The sequence below is a fragment of the Sagittula sp. P11 genome, from assembly GCF_002814095.1.
Taxonomy (GTDB): domain Bacteria; phylum Pseudomonadota; class Alphaproteobacteria; order Rhodobacterales; family Rhodobacteraceae; genus Sagittula.
This window is the reverse complement of record NZ_CP021914.1, coordinates 175827-195316: the sequence shown is the minus strand read 5'-3', so window position 1 is coordinate 195316 and position 19490 is coordinate 175827. Positions and strand designations below refer to the sequence as shown.

Sequence of the window (19490 nt, the reverse complement as noted above, 5' to 3'; positions counted from 1 at the left end):
GGCTTTCGCGGTGTCGTGTCTTTAATACAGGGACCGATTTCGCACATGTCGTGGTACAGCAAAGTTGCGTGGAAAGAGGGCCTGTTCCTTCAGCCGCATCACCTTCAGCAGGCTGATCGCTACATGGAGCATCTCCTGCGGGTGCGGACCGCGCAGATCACGCCGTACCCCTGGGGTGTCTCGAACCTCGTCTTCGACCGTGACCTCGCCCAGCAGGGGCGGATCGGGCTGAGGTCCATCGTCGGCATCTTTCCCGACGGGCTGCCGTTCGACGCACCCAACGCAACGCCGCTGCCGACCGCCGTGCCCGTGCCGGAGGAGGAGGCCAGCGGTCTGGGAATCTGGCTGACCCTGCCGGACATCGAGGTGAACGCGCAGGACGTGGCCGCCGCCAGCGCCGACAATGCCACGCGCTACCTGCTGGGGTCGGAGACGGTGGTCGACAACTCCTCGTCCGCGCGCAGCGAGCAGCCGATCGAGATCGCCACACCGCGGCTGGAGCTGTCGCTGCGGAACACGCCAAAACCCGGGCACCAGAACATCTACATCGGCCGGATCGCGGACATGCGCGACGGCGTGGTGACGCTGGACGAGACAGTGCCGCCGACCGGCATGATCCTCGCGGTGCACTCCGCCTACGAGGGCTACCTCAGCCGGGTGATCGGCTGGATGGAGGCCAAGCTGTCGATGCTGGCGCGCTATGCCTCCGATCCGTCGTCGGGCGGGGGCATGCAGGCGACCGACTACCTGATGCTGATGGTCATCAACCGCGAACTGCCGGTCCTGCGGCACCTTCGCGGGCAGGGGGCGGTGCATCCCGAACGGCTTTATGAGAAACTGGTCAGCCTCGCGGGCGAGCTGACCACCTTCGACCAGGCGGACCGGAAGGCGAAGGATTACGGGGGTTACCGGCACGACAGCCCGAAGGAGAGCTTTACCCCCATCGTCTACGACATCCAGTCGCTGCTGGCGCAGGAGGTCGGGCGCGCGATCCGGCTGCCGCTGGAAGAGGTCCGGGCGAATTCCTATCTGGCGAAGGTCAACGACCGCCACCTGTTCGCCAATGCCGCTTTCGTGGTAGAAGTGTCCTCGGGACTGCCGCTCACGCAGGTGCAGCAGCAGTTCCCGCAACTGTGCAAGGTCGGTCCCTCGACGGCGATGCGGCAGATCATCAACGCCAACCTTCCGGGCATCGGGCTGGTCCACATGCCCAACCCGCCCCGGCAGATCCGGGTGATCGCCTCCAACGTCTACTTCCTTCTCGACAAGTCGACCGACCTCTGGCGCGAGTTCTCTTCGGCCCCGGCCGTGGGGATGCACTTCGCCGGTAACTGGCCAGACCTGAAGCTGGAGCTTTGGGCCATTCCGGAGCAAGGGTGATGGCAAGCGACGACGACGACAACGAAAAGACCGTCTTCGGACAGGCGATCCCGCAGCCGCCGCGCCCGTCGCAGGGTGGTGGCCAGAGGCCCGCGCCGCCGTCGCAGAACGTGAACCCGAGCGATCCGGACCGCACCGTCTTCGGCACGCCGATCAGCCCGCAGAACCAGCCGCCGCGCGTGGCGCCGCAGGGGCAGCGCCCGCCATCGGCCTTCCCGCAAAGTCCGATCCAGCAGCCGCCGCACCAGACCTGGGTCGGCGGTGGCGCGGGCGGAGAGGACACCTGGCTGGGGGTAAGGTGTCCCATAATCCTCCCCCGCCGCAGCAGCAGTACCATCAGCCCGCGCCGCCCCCGCCGCCGCAACCGCAGGCGCCGCGGCCTACACCGATCCCGCAGGCGCCGCAGGCCGCCCCGCGCCCGGCGCCGCAGCAACCGGCCTACCAGCCACAGCCGCGCCCGATGGGCAACCCGGGCAGCAACCATTATTCCGGCCGGATCTACGACACTGACACCGGCCGCCCGCAAAGCCCCGAGCTGTTCCCTGAACTGCGACGGCGCGAGACGGTCGCCCGCTCTGTCCGGCAGAAGATCGCACTGGAGGACGCGCTGCGTGCCACCGGGCTTGGCGCGGGCGGGCCGAACAATCCGCTGGTCGCCGCCGCCGCGAACCTGCTGATCCTGCTGGGCCGCCTGCGCACCGGCATGGTTGAGATGCAGTCCGCGCCGCTCCTGGAACACGTCGCACGCGAGATCGACGCCTTCGAGTCGAACGCGCTGGAGGCCGGAGTGCCGGCGGATGACGTGACCGACGCGAAATACGCGCTGGCGGCCACCGCCGACGACATCGTGCAGAACCTGCCCGGCGCGGACCGGGGCATGTGGCTGGAATACTCCATGGGCGCGCGGTTCTTCGGAGAGCGGAACGCCGGTGTGGGCTTCTTCCAGCGCATGGACCGCGCGATGAAGGCGCCGGGGCAGAAGTTCCACCTACTGGACCTGTTCCTCGTCTGCTTGTCGCTGGGTTTCGAAGGCCAGTACCGGGCGATGCCGAACGGGCCGAACGAACTGGCCCGCATCCGCAAGGCGATCTACGAGACGCTGCGCAAGGTGGTGAAACGGCCGGACGACGACATCTCTGTCCGCTGGACGCCGGTGATCGTGAACGGCAAGCGGCGCCGGGGCGGTATCCCGGTCTGGGTCGCTGCCGCCGTGGGCGGCGCCATGGTCGTGGCGCTGTTCGCGACGCTCGCCTACCTGCTGTCGCAGCAGGCGGGCCGCACCCAGAACGGCATCGCGATGATGCACTTCAACCTGCCGGACGTGACCATCGAACGCTCCGCCCCGGTGGAGCGCACGCCGGAGCCGCCGCCCGTGGTGGTCGACCGTCTCGACGATATCCGCGCGGCGCTGGAAGGGCAGGAGGTCGAGGTCGACGTCAAGAACGAGTGGATCCTGATCCGCCTCGGCTCGGCGCTGCGCTTCGCTTCGGGCCGTGCAGAGCTTGAGAACGACCTGACCGCGCTGGCCACGGCCATCGGCGTCGTGCTGAACGAACAGCCGGGTCCGATCCGCATCGTCGGGCATTCCGACAGCGTGCCGCTGTCCGGACGCGGGCGGTTCAAGACCAACGAGGAACTGAGCCAGGCGCGGGCGCAGACCGTGTCGGACCTCGTGACCGCCAGCCTCAGCGACAAGGAACGCGTGAGCGTCGAGGGCAAGGGGCCGGTCGATCCGATCGCCGACAATGCCACCGCCGAAGGCCGCGCCCGCAACCGGCGGGTGGAAATCATGATCCGCCGCGAAGTGGAGGAGTAAGGCCATGGAACACCTGTTCTTCCGGTTCTTCCACGTCATCTGGAGAATCCTGACCAGCCGCGCGTTCCTGCGCTTCTGGATCGTCGTCGGCGTGATCTGCGTCTTCCTTGCGATTTTCTTCGGCCTGCCGATGACCGGGTCGGAGTTCTTCTCCCGGATCTGGGTACGGGTCGCGGTGATCGTGCTGATCCTGTCGCCGATCCTCGGCTGGTACCTGTTCAAGTTCATCCGCCGGCGCCGCAAGGCGAAGGCGCTGGAGGACAGCCTCGTCGAGGCACCGGTGGGCGACGGCGAGGTGCTGAACGAACGGTTCAGCGAGGCGTTGGAGAAGCTCAAGAAGACCGGTGGCAAGAACTACCTCTACGAGCTGCCGTGGTACGTCATCATCGGCCCGCCGGGCGCGGGCAAGACGACGGCGCTGCGCTATTCCGGGATCGACTTCCCCGGCCAGGACGCGCTGACCGAGGGCGCGCAGGGGTTCGGCGGGACGAAGAACGTCGATTGGTGGTTCGCCGAGCAGGCGGTCCTGATCGACACCGCCGGGCGCTACGTCATGCAGGAGAGCGACGCGAATGCCGACAAGGCCTCGTGGAGCGCGTTCCTCGAACTGCTGAAGAAAGGCCGCCCGGATCAGCCGATCAATGGCGTGATCCTCGCCTTTTCCGTCGAGGACATGCTGAAGGGCACGCCGGAGTCTCTGACCCAGCACGCCGCGGTGGTGCGCGAACGGCTGGGCGAGATCCATCAGGCGCTGCGCATCGACTTCCCGGTGTACGTGCTTTTCACCAAGGCCGACCTGATTGCCGGTTTCCGCGAGTACTTCAGTTCCTTCAGCCAGGCCCGGCGCAAGATGGCGTGGGGCACGACCTTCCAGACCAAGGACCGCCGCGAGGCGACCCATGCGCAGGTGGGCGAGGAATTTGACGCGCTGCTGTCGCGGCTCTCGGACGAGGTCGTGGACCGCATGGTGGAGGAGCCCGACGACACCTCGCGCATTCAGATCTTCGGCCTGCCCGGCCAGATGGCGATGCTGCGCGAGAACGTGGTGGAGTTCCTGCGCAAGGTGTTCGAGCCGACCCGCTACGACACCAACGCGATCTTGCGTGGCTTCTACTTCACCTCCGGCACCCAGGAAGGCACGCCCATCGACCAGGTGCTGGGTGCGATGTCGCGCGACGGGGAAGGGGAGGGGTTCCAGCCCGCCTTCATGTCCGGCAAGGGCAAGAGCTACTTCCTGCACGACGTGCTGGCGAAGGTCATATTCGAGGAACGCGACTGGGTGAACTTCGACCGCCGCGCCGTGCGGCGCGTGGCGATCCTGAGGACGCTGGCGTTCAGCGTGATCGGGCTTGCGACGACGGCGGCCATGGCGGCCTTCGGCTACAGCTTCTGGCAGAACGCGACGCTGGTCCGCGATGCAGAGGCGCACGCGGCGGTCTACCTCGATTCCGCGCGCAACGAGCTGGACAACTCGCTGATCCAGGACCCCGATCCGACCGGCGTCATCGACCATCTCGACGCGCTGAGGAACATGCCCGCGGGCTACGGCAATCCGCACAACCCGACATTCTGGGAAGGCTTCGGCCTGAACCGGTCGCGCGAGATCGCGAACTCCGCCAGGAAGGCCTATTCCGACGGTTTGGAACGGATGCTGCGGCCGCGCATGATGCTGCACCTCGAAAACGAGATCCCGCAGCTGATCATCGACGGCGACACCGAAGGCACATATCGCGCGCTGAAGGTCTACATGCAGCTTGGCCGCGATCTGGAGGCGAAGGGCGACGGCGACGAGGCGATCCGCAACTATTTCGACACCGAATGGCAGATCATGATGCCCGGGGCCACGCGCTTCGACGAGCGGACGAAGCTGATGCAGCATCTCGACGCCATGCTCGAACTGGACACCGACCAGGAAGTGATGGTGAAGCCCGACGACAACATCAAGGGCCGGGCGCGCGAGAGCATCGTGAACCTGCCGCTGGCCGATCAGGCCTATGCGGCGATCAAGGAGGCATCGAGCCTGTCGGGCGTGCCGGACTTCAACCTCGTGAACCGGGTGTCGGGCAACGTGAACGAGGTGTTCCGGACCACGGACGGCTCGCCTCTGGACCAGCTTTCCGTGCCGGGGCTCTACACCTTCGAAGGGTACTGGGGCTTCTTCGTCGACGAGATGGTTTCGGCCAAGGAACGGCTGGAAGACGAGCAGTGGGTGCTGGGGGAGACCGGCGACCGGGTGAACTTCAACACCCAGCTTGCCAACCTCGAGAACGAGCTTTTCTCCAAGTACCGCCGCGAATTCACGGTGGCGTGGAACGTGATGTTCGAGAAGCTGACCATCGCCAAGATGAGCGCGGACAGCCCGAATTACACGCTGCTGAGCTATGCCGCCTCGCCCACGAACTCGCCCATCGCCGAACTGGCCGAGGGCGTGACCGAGGAAACCAACCTGATGCGTCTTTACGACGAGATCGGCGGGATTTCCGAGACCGACGCGGCGCGCTTGATCGCTTCGGGAGGGAACGCGGAACTGGGCGGCGCGCTGGGGAGTGCGGCCTATGACCGGATCTATTCGCGGTCGGGCGTCTTCACGCGGGTGATCCTCGAAAGCCTCGGCAACCGGACGAAGAACCAGCTCCGCGCCAGTTCCGGCGGGCTGGCCGAGGACGTCGACCGGCGCCGGGTGCAGCGCATCACCGACGACTTCAAGGACTGGCACACCCTGATCAAGGGCGAGCGCCCGAACCGGCCCATCGACTTCATGCTGCAGGCCTATGCCAGCGTGCAGGAGAACCGCTCGAACGCGGCCTTTGCGCCGACGCCCGCCGACGACCAGATGCTGGGGCAGGCGCTGACCGCGCTGACCCGCACGAACGCCGGTGCGCCGGACGTGATCGCGCGGATGAACAGTGCGGTGGCGACGGAATTCCGCACCGCCGCCGAGAACGCCACCTTGGCGGAGCTGACCCGTGCCCTGAACGACGAGGTGGCGCAGTTCTGCAAGACGGAGATCGCGCCGTTCTACCCGTTCTCGGGCGGGTCGTCGCGGCACCTTTCGCCGTCGATCTTCGGCCAGTTCTTCGGACCGGGCGGCAAGATGGACCAGTTCTATTCGCAGCACCTGGCTCCCTACGTGATCCGCACCTCTGACGGGTTGCGCGCGGATCCCGGCACCGCCGTCGGCCAGCGCCTGTCCGGCAGCGCACTGGCGCAGTTCGACCGGGCGCAGAAGATCCAGCGCGCGTTCTTCGCATCCGGCTCTCCGACGCCGGAGGTCAACATGTCGATCAAGCATGTGACCTCTTCGCCGGGCGTGGGGCTGGCCAACCTCAACATCCACGGCAAGACCATCCCGACCCAGCCGGATTCGACGCCTGCGGGCTTCTCATGGCCGGGAGAAACGGCGGGCGTGTCGATCGAGCTGATCCCGACCCGGATAGGCAATCAGGCGACCTTCGAATTCAGCCAGGGCCGCTGGGACATCGCCAAGTGGCTGGCGGACGGCGCACCGAAGGTGCAGGGCAACGTGGTCACCGTGCGCTACACAATCCGCGGGCAATCGATCACCTACCGGATCGAGTTCGACAGCTCGACCGTGCCGTTCCTGATGCGCGAGCTTCGGGACTTCAGCTGCCCGACGTCGCTGGAGTGAGCGGAGTGACGGAACCCGCGCGCATCGGTGTCATGGGTAAACACCCAGGCTTCGGCGACTTCATCCAGTCGGGGCTGTCGAAGGACGTGCACGATGCGCTGATGCGCTGGCTGGACAAGACCCTGAGCCGCGTGCGCGAGGACGCCGGTTCGGACTGGAAGTCATGGTGGGCACAGGCGCAGCCGCTGCGGTTCTGGATCGGGCGCAGCGTTCTGGGCGTGCCCGTGGCGGGCGTGATGCAGCCGTCGCAGGACAAGGTTGGGCGGGACTATCCGCTGATCCTTGCCGCCGAGAACGTCTTTCTGCCCGTCCCGGGTGATGGCGGCGCGACCGACCAGTCGCCGTGGGAGGCACTTGAGGCGCATGTGACGGCAATGGCGCCGGGCAAGGGCGCGGCCAGCCTGCTCGAGGGGCTGACGCTGGAGCTGCCTGCCGAGGGCGAGGTGGAGCGCGCACTTGGCCCGACCATCTGGGCACACCATCCCGAGGGCGACCTCGATGCGCTGCTGCGGGCCGCGGCGGGTGCCGACCTGGCTCGCGGGGCGCTGCAGCGGTCCTACTGGTGGTCCGCCGGGGACGACACGCGCCTGCCGGTCTGGCTGGGCTGCCACGGCCTGCCGGACGCGGGCGCGCTGAGGTGGCTGCTGGCGGGGCAGCCGAAACAGGAACAGACGGCCGAAGCCGCGGAATGGTAAGTAACGTTGAAACCCGGCCTGCGCCCCTCTAGCGGCAACGCAGGACCTGCACGGCGGCAGCGCATGACGAGGCGCTCAAAGGATGCCCATGGATTATAACGAATTCTTCACCTTCGAGACCGGGCAGGCCACGGACGTCGGACGCAAACGGACGGTGAACGAGGACAACTTCCTGTCGCGCCCCGACTGTGGGCTCTGGGTGGTCTCGGACGGCATGGGCGGGCACGCGGCCGGGGACTATGCCTCTTACACCATCGTGCAGGAGCTGAACTCCATCGGAATGTCGGCCTCTCCGGACGACCTTCAGGCCCGCTTCATGGAGCGGATCCACCGCGCCAACACCGCGATCTACGAACACGCGCAGGAGTTGCAACGCGGCACCATCGGTGCAACTCTGGTGGCGCTGCTGATCCATGGCGAGGATTACGCCTGCATCTGGTCGGGCGACAGCCGCATCTACCTTCTGCGGGACGGCAAGCTGGTGCAGCAGACCCGCGATCACACCGAACTGATGATGCTGCTCGATTCCGGAGCCATCACCGAGGAAGAGGCACAGAACTGGCCGCGCAAGAACGTCATCACCCGTGCCATCGGGGTGACAGAGACCCCGCAATGTGATGTGGTCAGTGGCAAGCTGGCGCTGGACGATACTTTCATCCTGTGTTCTGACGGGCTGACGGAGCACCTGAGCGACGAGGACATTGCGGAACTGGCCGCAAGGCATCGCCCGAAGGACGCCTGCGAGGCGATGATCGAACTGACGCTGGAACGTGGCGCCAAGGACAACGTGACCGTGGTCGCGATGCGTTGCCTGCCACCGCCGGAGCTGGAAGAAGAAGACGACCTGATGGACGACGTGCTGGAACTGGACACATCTGCGGGTGAGGCCGAGGCATGAACGCTTCCGGCACCAATCCACCCGAGGATGACGACGACGACGAGCGCACGGTCTTCCGTCCGCCGACGCCGCCGGGCCAGACGCGCCCGCCTGAGGACGACGACGAGGACGAGCGCACGCAGTTCGCCGGTCCGGGCGCAGCGCGGCCATGGCCTGCGCAGCAGCCCCCGTCCTACCCGGCGCAGACGCCGACGGAATGGCCCGAGCAGCCCCGGCCGAACGATCCGAACGCCGGTCAGCAGACCGACCCCGGCTACGAGCAGGGGCCGTATACGCACACCGGCTATCCGCCCCCGACGCCACCGTCCGCGCCGCCGCAGACCACAAACCAACCGTCGCAGAACCCGGCCTATCCGACGCAGGACCCGTCCTACGAACCGCAGGTCACCCGGACGGGGCAGGGGGGCTACACGCAGGATCCGTCCTACGCGCCGCAGACCACCTCGACCGGGTATCCGCCCGCGCCGACCGGGGCCAACCAGGCCGCGGCGGAGGCTGCGCGCGCCACCGGCAAGCTGCCCATCGGCACGCTGATCAACAACAACTACCGGATTGAGGAAGTCCTGAAGTCCGGCGGCATGGGCGAGGTCTATCGCGGGATCGAGATCCACACCGGCGACCCGGTGGCGATCAAGGCGATCCTGCAGGAAAAGGCCGACGATGCCGAGGCGGGCCTGCTGTTCAAGCGCGAAGCCCGGACCCTGCGCCGCCTGACGGACGAGACCATCGTACGCTATTACAACTACGTTCCCGACCCAGAGCTTCAGCGCTATTTCCTCGTGATGGAGTTCATCGAGGGCGAGCCGCTCAAGGACTACATCGCCAACACCGGCCCGCTGCCGGTCGAACAGGCGAAGGCGCTGCTGGCCCGGCTGGCGGGCGGTCTCGCCACGGCTCACGATGCGGAGGTCATCCACCGTGACCTGTCGCCGGACAACGTGATGCTGGAAAGCGGGCGGGTGGAAACCGCGCGCCTGATCGACTTCGGCATCGCCCAGTCCTCGGTGGTGAAAGAGGCCACCATGGCCGGGCGGTTCGCGGGCAAGTTCAAGTACGTCGCGCCCGAGCAACTTGGCCACTACGGCGGGCACATCTCGCCTGCGACCGACATCTACGGGCTGGCGCTGCTGATCGCCGCCGCCTCCATCGGCAAGCCGCTCGACATGGGGTCGTCGATCGTCGAGGCGGTGCAGTCGCGCCAGTCGATCCCGGACCTGTCGCACGCCCCCGAAGAACTGCGCCCGATCCTGTCCTACATGCTGGAGCCCGATCCGAAGGACCGTCCCGGTTCCATGCTGGAAGTGCGCGAACTGGTGAACGATCCGACCAAGATCCCGGAACGCTATCTTGGTGGCTGGGTGCCGCCGGCGCCGCCACCGCTGCACACGACCCCGCCGGGCAATACCGCGCACGGGATGACGCAGGCGGGGACGATGACCTCCGGCCTGCAGATCCCCGGTGCCACGCAGAACATCACCCTGAACACCTCGCTCGGCCCGACCCCGATTCCGGAGCCGGAGGTGGAGAAGCGCGGCGGCGGCGGCCTGATCCTGATCCTGCTGGTCGTCTTCCTCGCCATCGTCGGGGGCGGCGGTTTCCTCGCGTGGCAGCAGGGCCTGATCGGCGGCGAGTCGCAACTGCTTGGCGGCGGAGGCGGCGGCAGCGATCCGACGCCGCCCGATCCGCAACCGCAGCAGACCGGCATCCCCGAGCCGCTGAGCGACACGCGCGAAGGGTTCCTCGCGGCCTTCGAGACCGGCCCGTGCACCTACGTGACCCGTGTGAACCAGGGCCCGAACGCCGGCACCATCGAGGGCTATTCGGCCACGCGCGAACAGTTCTCCGGCCTGCCCACCGCCTATGAAGAGCGGTTCGGCGCCCGGCCCGAGGTGCAGCCGCGCGAGATCACCCGCCAGCAGTGCGAAGTGCTGAACTTCGCCAAGGCGCTGCAGGGCAGGGGCCGCAACGGGGTCGAGATGTTCCTCTCTGCCGATGAGGTCGCCAGCCAGAACCCGGTGACGGCGCAGTTGACCGTTCCACAGGGGCAGGCCGTTTGGCTGATCCTCATAAGCCCGACCGGCGGCATCTTCAACTTGTCGGACCGGCTGTCGCAGCCCGTGGGCAACCAGCGCAACCTGAGCTTTGCGCTCTCTCTGCGGACCGGGCAGGATCCGGCGCCCCAGCTTCTTCTGGCGGTCGAAAGCGACGAGCCGCTGGCCCAGGCGGCGGTGGCGCAGCGCGGCGATCAGGCGGCAAACATCCTGCCGAAGATCCTCGAGGAGATCGCCTCACGGAACGGCGCGGCGAGTGCAGCTGTTTCTTACCTGAAGCTCAACCCGGCCGAAGAGTGAGCTTGCGGAGTGCCCCGTGACGGGGCGCTCCGGCGCGATCGCCCATCGGATGGCATGGGTTTGCCCCGGAACTTCCCTCAGCGCACGTCGAAGGCGACGATGGCGAGCGCGGCCTGACGGCTGAGTTCCGCGCTGAGATCGGCAAAGAAGTCGTCGGCGCGCTGGCCGGAGCGGTCCTTCAGCGTCGAGAGCGGTTCGGTCGAGGCGATGGCGATCAGCAGTTGCTTGGTATCACGCAACGGCCCGACCCGTGTAACCGGCACGTCGAAGCGCACAAACTGGCCCGAGGTCGAGGTGAAGCGGTCGAGGTCCTGCACCACGCCGTTGTTGTCCACGAGGAACAGCCCGAGGTTCCGGTCGCCTACGCCGCGCATCACGCCCGAGACGCGGTTGCCCGACGCCACCTCCGCATTGTCGAGGCGCATGCCGATGCGGGTCGCCGGGTAGTCGCGGTTCTTGGCGATGAAGGTCAGCGCCGCGCATTGCCGTTCGTCCAGCAGGGTGCGGGTCTGGCGGATTTCCTCGTCCTCGGGGCGCACCAGCACCTCGGAGGCGAAGCGCCCCATGGCGCCGTCCTCCGCCGCCAGAAGCGCCAGGCCGATCCCGTCCTCGCCGTCGCGGCGGGGCAGGGCGATGACGCAGTTGTCCTCGGTCTTTGCACGGATGCGCTGGATCAGGTCGCCGATGGCGAGATCGCGTTCGGAGGGTGGGGCGCGCATCCGGCGGGTCACGCGCGGCGGCGAGGGTTCGACCGGCGTTGCCTCGATAGTGTCCGTGTCCTCGCCGTCAGGTGTGGCCGTCGTCGGGTCCAGCGTGTCGGTCGTCGGGGCGGCTGTCACGGGGTCGAGCGTGTCCGTGCTGTCCGCAGGCGGTGCCGCCGTGACCGGGTCGAGCGGTTGCGCCGTGGGGCTGACGGTTTCCGGCCCGGTGGCATCGTCACCCGGGGTGGGGGGCGTCACCGGGACAAGGGCCGCGAAATCCTCGGCCTCCACCTGCCGGGTGGGTGTGGAGGCGATCACCTCTTCGTCGTTCTCGACGATGGGGGCCAGGTCGCCTGACGTGACCGGGGCGGCATCCTCGCTGGATGTGGGATCGAGCACTGGGGAGCCGGTCACGACCTGTGCCGCGCCATCGTCCACGATCAGCGAGTCTGCCTCTGTCGGGCTGACCTGCGCGTCCTCCTCCGGCACCACGGCGGTCACGTCATCCAGCGGCGGGGCGACAAGCGGCGCTTCCTCGACGGGCTGGAGGTCGGCGACTTCGGGCGCTTCCGGTTCGACGGTCTCTTCTTCCGGACCCACGGACTCCACCGTGTCGAGAGGCGGTTCCTCGACCGGCTCCGCCTCGACCGTGTCGAGCTCACCTGCGTCCTCGGCGGCGGGTTCCTCCACCGGGGCAGCGTCCAGCGTATCGGCGGTCTGCTCCTCTGTCAGGTCGTCGCCCGTGGAGGCATCCAGCGCGTCGGGTGTCACCCCGTCGAGGCCGTCCACCTCTGCCGCATCCAGCGTGTCGAGCGGTTCGGGCGTCAGGTCCTGCGGCTCTTCGGCTTCGAGGGTTTCCGGCTCTGCCTGCGCGGTGTCCTCCGGCTCGATGGTGTCGGGTTCCTCTGCCTCCGCGCTGTCAGCGGGGGCTTCGGGGCTCAGGTCCTCGGCCTCCGCGGCATCGAGCGTCTCGGGGTCCTCGGGCGTGACCTCCTCAACCGGCGTTTCACTCTCCGCCGTGTCGTCGGGAACCTCCGCGTCGAGGGCGTCCAGTTCGCCCTCGTCGACCTGCTCCGCATCCGGGATCGCGGCGTCGTCGAAGGCATCGTCCGGCGCGAGTTCGCCCTCCGGGTCGAGGTTCTCCATCTCCTCGGCAGCGTCGAGCCCGGTGGCCTCGCCGAGACGTTCGACCAGACCGGCCAGCGTATCGGATTCAAGCTGTTCGAGCGTGATCTGGAACTCGGGCGACGACTGCGGCAGCGGGCGTTCCACGAACCACTGCGACACGCCCGCGGACATCAACGCGATGACACCGGCGTGCACGGCGACAGACCCCACGGTCGAGAGGATCCAGCCGCCGGGCGCACCACGGCCATAGGGCAGGTAGCTCATGAGCCGCCTCCCTCGCCGGAGCGATGCACGGTCACGAGACGGATTTCCAGATGGGCGAACTCCGGCTTGCCAAGCACGTCGATCAGGGACTGCGCGCTTTCGTTGCGGTCGATCAGCAGGTGCAGGATCGTCTGGTCGGCAACGCCGTTGGCGAGCTGCACGTCGTCCACCAGCTCTCCGTCGAGCATCATGACGCCTTCGGGTTCCAGCACGAGGATCGGCTTCGGCAGGTGTTCGACCGGCAGGTCCGCCGTCTCTGACAGCTCGATGGCGAATGTCGGAGCGTTGGTCAGCCGCCCGGTCACAAGGAAGAAGAAGATCAGCAGCAGCACGATGTTGACGATGGCCAGAGAAATGTCCGGCTGCTGTTTCTTGTGGGTGCGGGGGATGTGGCGGATGGCCATGTCAGATTGCCCCCCGGGCCACGCGCACGGCGCCGACATTGGCGGTGGCCAGCCGTGCAAGGACGGTCGTCACGTCCTGCACCCGTGCGGTGTCGCGCACGAGGATGGTCACGTCCGCAGGCGCCACGTCGGATCCCAGAGCGTCGGCCAGCGCGTCGAGGCTGTCGAAGGTGAACTCCTGCCCTCCGACGATGATCCGCTCGGCCTCCAGCGTCCAGAGCGCGACTTCCAACGGGGGTGTCGGCGTCTGGTCGTTCGGCGTCGGCGCGGAGGTCGCGGTCACCTGCTCGGGCGGGGGGGCGGCGGTCTGCACGGTCAGCAGCGAATAGGGCGTCAGGGACGAGGTCAGCATGAAGAAGATCAGCAACTGGAACATGGCATCCGCCAGCGGAGTCATCGCAAAGCGATAATTCCGGGGCCGGACTGGCAGCTTGATCTTCGGTTGAGACATCTCGGATGCCCCGTCAGAGTTTCTTGGTCGGGTCGAGCCGGCCGTGGATCGCCGCCGAGATGACGGTCTCGATCATGTTGCGTTCCCGCTCGATCCGGGATTCGAAGTAGTTGGCGACGAAATAGGCCACCAGCGCGATGGCAAGGCCCGCAGCGGTGGTGGTCAGGGCGGTGTAGATGCCCGCGGCGAGGATTGTCGGGTCGACGGCACCCTCGGCAACCGCAAGGGCCGAGAAGGCGTCGATCATGCCGATCACGGTGCCGAGCAGACCCAGCATCGGGGCGGCCTGCACCACCATCTCCAGCGTGCGCATGCGGTCCGTCATGGTCGCGAGTTCGATGATCGCGGTCTGGCGGCCCAGCTCTTCGGCGTAAGTCGAGTCGCCCGGCTTTGCCTGTACGCCCGAGAACACGGCCTGGAGGATGCGGGCGAGCACGGACTTGCGCTTCTGAGCCTGCTGCAGGGCCAGATCGGCGCGCCCGGACAGCCAGTTGTCGAGGATCTCTTCGGCGCGTTTGCGACGTCCGACGCCGAGCATCATGAACTGCACCCATTTGTAGATCGCCACGGCAATCGCGAGGAGCGACAGGAGCCCCAAGGCGCCGAAGACGATGAGGGACGCGATGTTAAAGGACTCGGGGAGAAAGGACTCCATCAATCACTCCTTGAGCGGCGCGCGGGGCGGAATGTGCCCCGGTCGCGCGGATCGTTCTGACGTTAGATACCGAATTGAATCGCGGTGCGCGAGCTTGCGCTGAGCGCCGACATGCATACGTCTGCCTCATTGCCCGTTTCGGCGTCAATGCAGGCCGAGCTGTCGTTGATGACGATACGCGAAATGTCGGAGCACGCGGCCCCGGGCAGCTCGAACTGCAGCACGCGGGTCTTGCCGTCGATCAGGGCGCCGAACTTCAGCACCAGCAGCCGGGTGACGACCCCTTCGCCGTCGAAGATCGCCACTTCGTACTCCGTCCGGTCGAGCGCGGTGCCGGAGTTGTTCTCCGCCACGTAGGTCAACCGGCAGTTGCCGTTTCCGGTTTCGGCGGCGGCGTTCAGTTCCAGTTTGAACAGGTCAGACGCCGGCGTTTCATCCTGGGCGGCCACGGCCACGGGAACCGCTGCCAAACCCGCAATCCACAAAGCAAAAATACGGTTCTTCATGTTTCACTCCCCCTGAAAATGCATGAAGCCCGGGTAAAACCACCGGGCCCGTTATAGCATCATATTGGCGGGGAAGGGTGCCATCATGTCAACCCGGTTTGCCGGGAATTCACGATCGCGCCTTGCGCTGTGTCAGCGGAACACGCCGTGCATGCCCGACGCGGTGAACGCGCTCGGGTCGGGACGGGAAACGACCGGCACCGGCTGCGGCTGGAAGATCCGCTGGATCAGCGGGCGGCTTTCCCGCTCGAACGTGGCGCGGGTCATTGTGCGGCGCGGAGCCACGACCTGACCATCGCCGCGCGTCACCACTGCGGACTGTGCGACCTGTTCGAAACCGTCGTCGCGCGACACCGGACGCAGGGTCCGGTAGGGGGCGAGACCGTCGCTCAGATCGGCCTGCTGGCTCGACACCGTCGGCTGCGTCAGGCCGCGAGGCTCTGCAACACGGTCGTTGTTCTCAACCTCTACCTCGACCACACCCTTGGCTTCAATCTCGAACGAGACTGCAACCGCCTGCGTCGACTTGGAGGCCGCGACCGCATGGGCAAGCACCACACGCTCGGGCAGGCGCGGACCGGCGGCCATGGCCGAGTGGCTCGCGAACAGCGCGAGCCCGGTTGCCGCGGAAAGGCCTACGAGGCCGGCACAGGTGAGAATGATGCGTTTCATGGCTTCCAATATAGCGGAAAAGTCGTCAATTTCTTGTCCAAAATGTGGCGACTTTCAGGCTGGATCTCTACGTTGCGAAAAACACACAAGAATTTGGAGGGCGCGTGCCCCGTCACACCCTCTATATAAGGCTTTTTCGCGTCATTGGAGTGCTTCCGGCATTTTTTCGGCTGATTCCTGCCGGTTGTCTGGTCATCCTTTTCTCGCCCGCTCAGTCCGCCGCCCAGTTCGCTGTCTGCAACCAGACGCTCAACGTGCTGAACATCGCCGTCGGACGGTACGCCTATGAGAACTTCACCACCTCCGGCTGGTGGACCGTCGGGCCGAACCGCTGTGCCAACGTGATCGACCGCGTGCTGGACGTGCGCTATGTCTACGTCTTCGCGCAGGACGTCTTCGGCAAGGAAATCATGCGCGGCGCGACCCCCATGTGCATCGACACCAAGCGCTTCGACATCGTGGGAGAGGAAGACTGCCTCCTGCGCGGCTACCTCGAGGCGCGGTTCCACGAGGTCGACACCTTCAAGAGCGAACGCTGGACGCTGTTCATCTATCCGCCCTCCTGACCGAAGCGGTCGGCGCTTCCTTGCGCTATGGAAAGTCTGACTGGCAAACGGTGCGGCGAGGTTGCAAGATGCGCGGCGCATTCGTGTTGCGGGCCGCGCCCGCGCGGATGCCCGACTGACTGTTTCTCGTTCCGGGAAGGGATTGACCCATGCGCACCGCCGCTCTTGCCCTCACGCTCCTCGGCCTGTCTGCCGCGCCGCTGACCGCGCAGGAGTGGAAGGCCATTGTCGTGGGGCAGCCCGGACCGGGGACGGAGGTGTCCTTTGCCGACGCGCTGCATGCCGGGGCCGCGCTTGAGAAGGGCGGCCTGACGCTGGTCGACACGATCCGCGACAAGCCCCGGGCGCGCCTGACCGACACGCTTTCCGCGATGAAGGATGCGCCGCGTCTGGTGTTCTTCTACTCCGGCCAGATGCCATCGGGCAGCGTGGCGATGCAGGACGGCACGATGCCGCTCGACACGGTCCTGCGCGGCGCGGCGGCCGCCGGCACGCAGGAGATGATCCTGATGCTGGAGAACTGCTCGGACGAGTCGCCCATCCCGGCGCGGATCGCGGTGCCCGAAGCGCCGGAGGGGATGGCGCTGCTGGTCGTGGCCTCCGCCGGTCCGGGCGCGCGCTGCGAGACAGGTGAACGCCTGAGCGACGCCCTGCGTGGGATGTCGGAAGTGGAGCCGCTGACCGGAGACCTGCTGGCGCGGCTGGAGGACGTGTTCACCGTAGGCAGCGTCCCGTCCCCAGTCATCCTGTCCGGCGCCCGTGCGGAGGAGGGCGAGGAACTGGTGGAACTCCTGCCGGAGGACGTGATCCTGCTGCCCGCCCTCGACGGGGATTTCTCGCTGGGCGGCGGCGATGGTTTTGGCGAGACCATCGGCGCGGACGAGGTGATCGAGATCGTGCTGCCCGCACAGTTGCCCGACATCTCCGACCTGCCGGAGGTCGTAGAGGACAACACCCCCGTCATCACCTTCGCGGCCCTGCCTACCGCACAGATCGCCGCCCTGCCGATCGTCGCTGGCCTGCCCGATCCCTCCATCCTGGTGGGGCTGATCGAGGGGGTGACCGATGCCTCGCTGGAGGTCGACCCGCAGCCTGACGCGCCTTCCACCGCGCTGGCCAGCTTCTTCGACGACAACGCGGAGATCGCCACCTCGCTCGCCACGCTGCGTGACATGAGGCAGAACGATCCGGAGATGTACACGAGCCTTCTGTCCTCTGGCGCCTTCGATCCTGAGGACGAGCGCGTGCTGGCGAAGGTCATCCAGTCGGAGCTTGGACGGATGAACTGCTATCGCGGTCGGGTCGACGGCCAGTACGGCCCGGGATCGCGGCGCGGGTCGACCAGCTATTTCGAGGAGCTGAAGAAGAAGGGCCTCGCGGCGCTCGACGATCCGGCGGCGACGGTCGACCTCTTCCGCCTGATCCTCGGCAACGAGGACGTGCCCTGCCCGGACCCGGTAGTGGCCCAGCCCCGGCCGACCAACACCGCCCGCCCGCAGAACACTACGAGCCAGACCCAATCGCGCCCGACCCGCCAGCAACCCACGCAGCAGGTGCAGCGAAGCCAGCCGCAGCAACAGGCCCCGCAAAGTCAGCAGCCCAACTTCTCGGGCGCGCGGTTCGGGTCGGGTATCGGCCGTTAAGCGCGTCCGCTAGCCAGCCGGCCGGTCTGCACTCCACGGCGGCAGAGCAGACCGCGCGTTCGGGGCAAACGCCGAAACCGGGACAAAATACCGTGTGCAGGACTCGTGTTCTGTGCCCGTTCTGATATAAGACATGGGGACTTCAGCACGAACCTGAGCAAGGGAATTGACCCATGCGCACCGCCGCTCTTGCCCTCACGCTCCTCGGCCTGACCGCCGCGCCGATGGCCGCGCAGGAATGGAAGGCCATCGTCGTGGGCCAGCCGGGGCCGGGCGCCAAGATGTCCTTTGCCGACGCGTTCCATGCCGGTCAGGCGCTTGAGAAGGGCGGCCTGCCGCTGATCGACATGATCCGCGACATGCCCCGCGCTCGGCTGACCGACACGCTTGCCGTGCTGGAAGATTCGCCGCGGCTCCTTCTGTTCTACTCCGGCCGCATCCCCTCCGGCAGCGTCTCGATGCAGGACGGCACCATGCCGCTCGACACGATCCTGCGCAGCGCCTCCGTCGCCGGGACGGAAGAGATGATCCTGATGCTGGAGAACTGCACCGACCAGTCGCCCGTGCCTGCGCAGGTCATCGTGCCCGAACCGCCCGAAGGCATGGCGCTGATGGTCATGGCCTCCGCCGGACCCGGCGAACGGTGCGAACCAGAGGAACGGCTGAGCGATGTGCTGCGCCTCATGTCCGAAGAGGACGAGCTGACCGGCGACCTGCTGGAACGGCTGGACGGCATGTTCACCGTGGGCGGCGTGCCCTCGCCGGTCATCATGACCGGCGCGCCCGAAGAAGACGTCCAGGAACTGGTGGAACTCCTGCCGGAGGACGTGATCCTGCTTGCCCCGCTCGACGGGGATTTCTCGCTGGGCGGCGGTGGCGATGACGACGGCTTCGAGGAGACCATCGGCGACGACGAGGTGATCGAGATCGTGCTGCCCGCCCGCGTGCCGGACCTGCCGCAGGAGGTCGTGGACAACACGCCTGTCGTGACCTTCGCCGCCCTTCCAACCGCCCAGATCGCCGCCCTGCCTCTGGCGGCGGGACTGCCGGAGCCTTCGATCCTCGTCGGCCTGATCGAGGGCGTGACCGAAGCCTCGCTCGACGTCGACCCGGAACCGGAGTCGGAGTCGACCGCACTCGCCAGTTTCATCAACGATAACGCGGCCATCGCGGCCTCGCTCACGACGCTGCGCGAGTTGCGCAAGAACGACCCCGAGATGTACGCCAGCCTGCTCGCCTCCGGCGCCTTCGACCCGCCGGCGGGCGATGTGCTGGCGAAAGTCATCCAGACCGAACTGCGCCGGATGAACTGCTACCTCGGCGGCATCGACGGCGACTACGGCCCGAGGTCGCGGCGCGGCTCCACCAGCTACTATGACGAGCTGAAGAAGAAGGAGATCGCGTCGCTGGAAAGCCCGGACGCCTCGGTCGATCTGTTCCGCCTGATCCTCGGCAACGATGAGGTGCGCTGCCCCGATCCGGTGGTGGCGCAGCCGCGTGCGACGACGACGCGGTCGACCACGTCGCGGAACACCTCGACACGGTCCACCAGCAACACGCGCACGACACGGTCCGCCCCGGCGGCCCAGGCCCCCAGCAGGGCGCCCACCTCTGCGCCCAGCCGGTCGTCCGGCGGCAACTTCTCCGGCGGGTCCTTCGGGGGCGTGTTCCGGTAGGGGCGGCGGCCTGGCAGGCCCGCATTTTCGATTCA

15 protein-coding genes are annotated in these 19490 nt (G+C 67.1%); 9 read left to right on the top strand and 6 right to left on the bottom strand.

Translation table 11 applies throughout. From position 1 onward, the window contains the following. Positions 1–45: 45 nt before the first annotated feature. The 6 genes from tssK to CDO87_RS22920 all read left to right on the top strand — a co-directional run bounded on the left by tssK (position 46) and on the right by CDO87_RS22920 (position 10789). On the top strand, positions 46–1380 hold the full coding sequence (gene tssK, locus CDO87_RS22945) for a type VI secretion system baseplate subunit TssK (protein ID WP_100931239.1): 1335 nt from the start codon (positions 46–48) through the stop codon (positions 1378–1380). 298 nt (positions 1381–1678) lie between these two features. Continuing rightward, positions 1679–3196: a type IVB secretion system protein IcmH/DotU gene (gene icmH, locus CDO87_RS22940; RefSeq protein WP_254698472.1), complete on the top strand. Its 1518-nt coding sequence runs from the start codon at positions 1679–1681 to the stop codon at positions 3194–3196. A 4-nt stretch (positions 3197–3200) separates the two neighbouring features. Beyond that, a complete protein-coding gene (gene tssM, locus CDO87_RS22935; protein ID WP_100931237.1) occupies positions 3201–6845 on the top strand; it encodes a type VI secretion system membrane subunit TssM in 3645 nt (1214 codons plus the stop codon). Between the two features lie 32 nt (positions 6846–6877). Continuing rightward, complete coding sequence (gene tagF, locus CDO87_RS22930) at positions 6878–7540, top strand: type VI secretion system-associated protein TagF (RefSeq protein ID WP_254698471.1); 663 nt, start codon at positions 6878–6880, stop codon at positions 7538–7540. 88 nt (positions 7541–7628) lie between these two features. Continuing rightward, positions 7629–8438 carry a PP2C family serine/threonine-protein phosphatase gene (locus CDO87_RS22925; RefSeq protein ID WP_100931235.1) on the top strand — a complete coding sequence of 270 codons (810 nt, stop codon included), beginning with the start codon at positions 7629–7631 and terminating at the stop codon, positions 8436–8438. Beyond that, a complete protein-coding gene (locus CDO87_RS22920; protein WP_100931234.1) occupies positions 8435–10789 on the top strand; it encodes a serine/threonine-protein kinase in 2355 nt (784 codons plus the stop codon). The genes CDO87_RS22925 and CDO87_RS22920 overlap by 4 nt, the downstream gene beginning before the upstream one ends. A gap of 77 nt (positions 10790–10866) precedes the next feature. On the opposite strand, the gene CDO87_RS22915 is transcribed toward CDO87_RS22920, so the two are convergent. From CDO87_RS22915 to CDO87_RS22890, 6 genes are all read right to left on the bottom strand, one after another. Beyond that, positions 10867–12882: a hypothetical protein gene (locus CDO87_RS22915; RefSeq protein ID WP_100931233.1), complete on the bottom strand. Its 2016-nt coding sequence runs from the start codon at positions 12880–12882 to the stop codon at positions 10867–10869. Next, positions 12879–13286: a biopolymer transporter ExbD gene (locus CDO87_RS22910; protein ID WP_100931232.1), complete on the bottom strand. Its 408-nt coding sequence runs from the start codon at positions 13284–13286 to the stop codon at positions 12879–12881. The genes CDO87_RS22915 and CDO87_RS22910 overlap by 4 nt, the downstream gene beginning before the upstream one ends. Position 13287: 1 nt before the next feature. Further along, entirely contained in the window at positions 13288–13737 is a 450-nt protein-coding gene (locus tag CDO87_RS22905) for a biopolymer transporter ExbD (protein WP_100931231.1), read from the bottom strand. Between the two features lie 13 nt (positions 13738–13750). Next, on the bottom strand, positions 13751–14392 hold the full coding sequence (locus tag CDO87_RS22900) for a MotA/TolQ/ExbB proton channel family protein (RefSeq protein ID WP_100931230.1): 642 nt from the start codon (positions 14390–14392) through the stop codon (positions 13751–13753). 62 nt (positions 14393–14454) lie between these two features. Further along, a complete protein-coding gene (locus CDO87_RS22895; protein ID WP_254698470.1) occupies positions 14455–14898 on the bottom strand; it encodes a hypothetical protein in 444 nt (147 codons plus the stop codon). Between the two features lie 132 nt (positions 14899–15030). Then, the gene (locus CDO87_RS22890) at positions 15031–15570 is read right to left on the bottom strand and encodes a hypothetical protein (RefSeq protein ID WP_100931229.1); all 540 of its coding nucleotides are present in this window, start codon (positions 15568–15570) and stop codon (positions 15031–15033) included. Positions 15571–15824: 254 nt separating this feature from the next. Here CDO87_RS22890 and CDO87_RS22885 point away from each other — a divergent pair, with 254 nt between their 5' ends. The 3 genes from CDO87_RS22885 (at position 15825) to CDO87_RS22875 (ending at position 19455) form a co-directional block, all read left to right on the top strand. Further along, entirely contained in the window at positions 15825–16136 is a 312-nt protein-coding gene (locus tag CDO87_RS22885; RefSeq protein WP_254698469.1) for a DUF1036 domain-containing protein, read from the top strand. A gap of 149 nt (positions 16137–16285) precedes the next feature. Beyond that, positions 16286–17779, top strand: coding sequence for a hypothetical protein (locus tag CDO87_RS22880; RefSeq protein ID WP_100931227.1), 1494 nt, complete (start codon positions 16286–16288; stop codon positions 17777–17779). 173 nt (positions 17780–17952) lie between these two features. Further along, on the top strand, positions 17953–19455 hold the full coding sequence (locus tag CDO87_RS22875) for a hypothetical protein (RefSeq protein ID WP_100931226.1): 1503 nt from the start codon (positions 17953–17955) through the stop codon (positions 19453–19455). The last annotated feature ends 35 nt before the right edge of the window (positions 19456–19490 follow it).

Coding starts and splice junctions, on each gene's coding strand:
- tssK (WP_100931239.1), top strand. CDS start 46: ATGTCGTGGTACAGCAAAGTTGCGTGGAAAGAGGGCCTGTTCCTTCAG.
- tssM (WP_100931237.1), top strand. CDS start 3,201: ATGGAACACCTGTTCTTCCGGTTCTTCCACGTCATCTGGAGAATCCTG.
- tagF (WP_254698471.1), top strand. CDS start 6,878: ATGGGTAAACACCCAGGCTTCGGCGACTTCATCCAGTCGGGGCTGTCG.
- CDO87_RS22925 (WP_100931235.1), top strand. CDS start 7,629: ATGGATTATAACGAATTCTTCACCTTCGAGACCGGGCAGGCCACGGAC.
- CDO87_RS22920 (WP_100931234.1), top strand. CDS start 8,435: ATGAACGCTTCCGGCACCAATCCACCCGAGGATGACGACGACGACGAG.
- CDO87_RS22915 (WP_100931233.1), bottom strand. CDS start 12,882: ATGAGCTACCTGCCCTATGGCCGTGGTGCGCCCGGCGGCTGGATCCTC.
- CDO87_RS22910 (WP_100931232.1), bottom strand. CDS start 13,286: ATGGCCATCCGCCACATCCCCCGCACCCACAAGAAACAGCAGCCGGAC.
- CDO87_RS22905 (WP_100931231.1), bottom strand. CDS start 13,737: ATGTCTCAACCGAAGATCAAGCTGCCAGTCCGGCCCCGGAATTATCGC.
- CDO87_RS22900 (WP_100931230.1), bottom strand. CDS start 14,392: ATGGAGTCCTTTCTCCCCGAGTCCTTTAACATCGCGTCCCTCATCGTC.
- CDO87_RS22895 (WP_254698470.1), bottom strand. CDS start 14,898: ATGAAGAACCGTATTTTTGCTTTGTGGATTGCGGGTTTGGCAGCGGTT.
- CDO87_RS22890 (WP_100931229.1), bottom strand. CDS start 15,570: ATGAAACGCATCATTCTCACCTGTGCCGGCCTCGTAGGCCTTTCCGCG.
- CDO87_RS22880 (WP_100931227.1), top strand. CDS start 16,286: ATGCGCACCGCCGCTCTTGCCCTCACGCTCCTCGGCCTGTCTGCCGCG.
- CDO87_RS22875 (WP_100931226.1), top strand. CDS start 17,953: ATGCGCACCGCCGCTCTTGCCCTCACGCTCCTCGGCCTGACCGCCGCG.